The sequence below is a fragment of the Faecalibacillus sp. genome, assembly GCF_047023275.1.
Lineage (GTDB): Bacteria > Bacillota_I > Bacilli_A > Erysipelotrichales > Coprobacillaceae > Faecalibacillus.
Genome location: NZ_JBKYAR010000064.1, coordinates 1 through 2,215, shown reverse-complemented (window position 1 = coordinate 2,215; position 2,215 = coordinate 1). Strand labels below are relative to the sequence as shown.

General features: G+C 30.1%; 1 protein-coding gene. It reads left to right on the top strand.

The window, feature by feature from the left end:
* Positions 1–274: 274 nt before the first annotated feature.
* On the top strand, positions 275–1,870 hold the full coding sequence (locus tag ACLVEP_RS12625; protein ID WP_412585258.1) for an AAA family ATPase: 1,596 nt from the start codon (positions 275–277) through the stop codon (positions 1,868–1,870).
* Positions 1,871–2,215: the final 345 nt, after the last annotated feature.

Genomic DNA, 2,215 nt, shown 5'->3' with positions numbered 1-2,215 from the left:
AACGAGAAACATTACAGAGAATAATTCCTAAACAAAAAGCGTTAGTCTTTGTAGAGTTTGAATAAATAAAAATTTCTAATGAATTATTTTAAATGACAGGCAGTCTACACGATTGCCTGTTGTTTTTCTAATAGCTGTATTTGTCATAAACAAATATCAAATTTGTTATCGTTGTAAAATTTCAACTGTGAATTTATTTATTAGATGATGTATGATATATTTTTAATATAATCTTTTATATATTTGAAAAAATTAACGTGAAAGAGGAATTATTATGTATAAAATCAGAAAAATCAAATTTCAAGAGCATCCTATTTTGAAAAATTTGGAACTAGATTTTTGCGGAAAAGATGGAAAAGCACTTGATACAATAATTTTTGCTGGCGAAAACGGGACGGGAAAAAGCACAATTATAAATGTACTATACGAAGTCGCATCTCATACGGTTAAACATCCTGTGTTAGTTGAGTTTGAATATAATGGAAAAGTTTTTAATATTAGTTATTATTTAAAAGAACAGACAAATGGTAAAACTTTTATGTATGCTAATGACGGACAAGGAATGAATGTATATATTGGGGCTGATGATATAAAGAACAGATATCCGTTTAGTGGTATTTTTTCTGACGTTGATATAAATTTTCATGCAGATGATGTCTCAACTGTGACGAGTTTAACACTTGATTCGATAAAAGATAGTAGACGCTCAACAGAAAAATTACCGACACAAATTAATCAACTGCTTGTTGATATACAATCAACGGATGATGGAGAGCTAGCTCGGGCGTATAGAACTGCAAAAGAATTAAAGAAATCTGTTGATGATATTGTATATCAAGAGCGAATGCCTCGATTTACAACTGCATTTAATAAGATGTTTGAAGGTTTAACATATAGTCGAATAGAAAACGTGAAAGGGAAAAAATCGATTCTTTTTCAAAAGAATGGTGTAGATATTCCGATTAATAATTTGAGCTCTGGTGAAAAACAAGTAGTTTATCGTGGCTGTTTCTTACTCAAGGATGTAAATGCAACAAATGGAGCTTTTGTGTTTATTGATGAACCAGAGATAAGTCTTCATCCAAATTGGCAAGCAAAGGTGATGGATTATTATAAAGGTATATTTACAAATTGTGGAGAACAGACTTCCCAAATTTTTGCTGTTACACATTCACCGTTTATAATACATAATGACACACGAAGAAATGATAAAGTAATAATTCTTTCACGTGATGATAATGGAGATATCATTGTAAAAGATAAACCTGAATATTTTAAGTGTAATTCAATTGAAGTGGTTCAAGACGCTTTCCAAGTTAATATACCAACTGATGAACAGGCTGTTGTCTATCTGGAAGGTCGGACGGATGAAAAGTATTTAAAAAAAGCACTTGAAGTCTATGGGTATGATGTGGATTTTCAATTTAAGTGGATTGGATACATAGATGAAAAAGGTCAAGAGGTAAATACTGGTAAAGATGCATTGAACAAGGCTGTACCATTTTTGATAGCCAGAAATTCTGCAGTAAAAAGTGTTTGTTTATATGATTGTGATACTAACAAACCATTAAAAGAATTAAATAATGTTATTACTTTGAGCATTCCGAAATTTGAAAATTCTGCTGAGATTAGTATAGGAATTGAAAATGCGCTTGTTTTGGATAATATAGATATCAAACCATATAAAAAACAGCGAAAAGAAGTTGATGGATATGGAATAGAAAAATTGATTCCAGATTTTCAGAAAATGAAGTGTTGTGATGATATTTGTAATCTCGATGTCGAACAACTTAAGATTATTTTTAAGAATTTAAAAACGGTTATAGACCATATAATACAGTTGCTTAATGATAACAAGAATAAGGAATAATTTTAGACTTATCTGAAAGATAGTTATATTAATAAATATACTTTATGTTTTGATATATCAGTCTATGGGACAATTAGGTTATCAGAAACGAGCTGACTTGAAAAAGTAAATTCTAGTGCAGAACGGGGCATGCGGATTTTAAAATCTCATTTTAGTTTATCAGAAACAATTGAAATTCTATGTTGATTTTCTAAGTAAAACTTCTTATAATTTGCGTCGGAACATATTGCTATTATCCACTGTTACAGAGCTAATGTTATCAATGCCGATAACAAAATGGTAACATTAGCTCATATAGGCAGGATAATATGGATAAATCAAATAATTGAAAGAAAAGCGAACACG

Coding starts and splice junctions, on each gene's coding strand:
- ACLVEP_RS12625 (WP_412585258.1), top strand. CDS start 275: ATGTATAAAATCAGAAAAATCAAATTTCAAGAGCATCCTATTTTGAAA.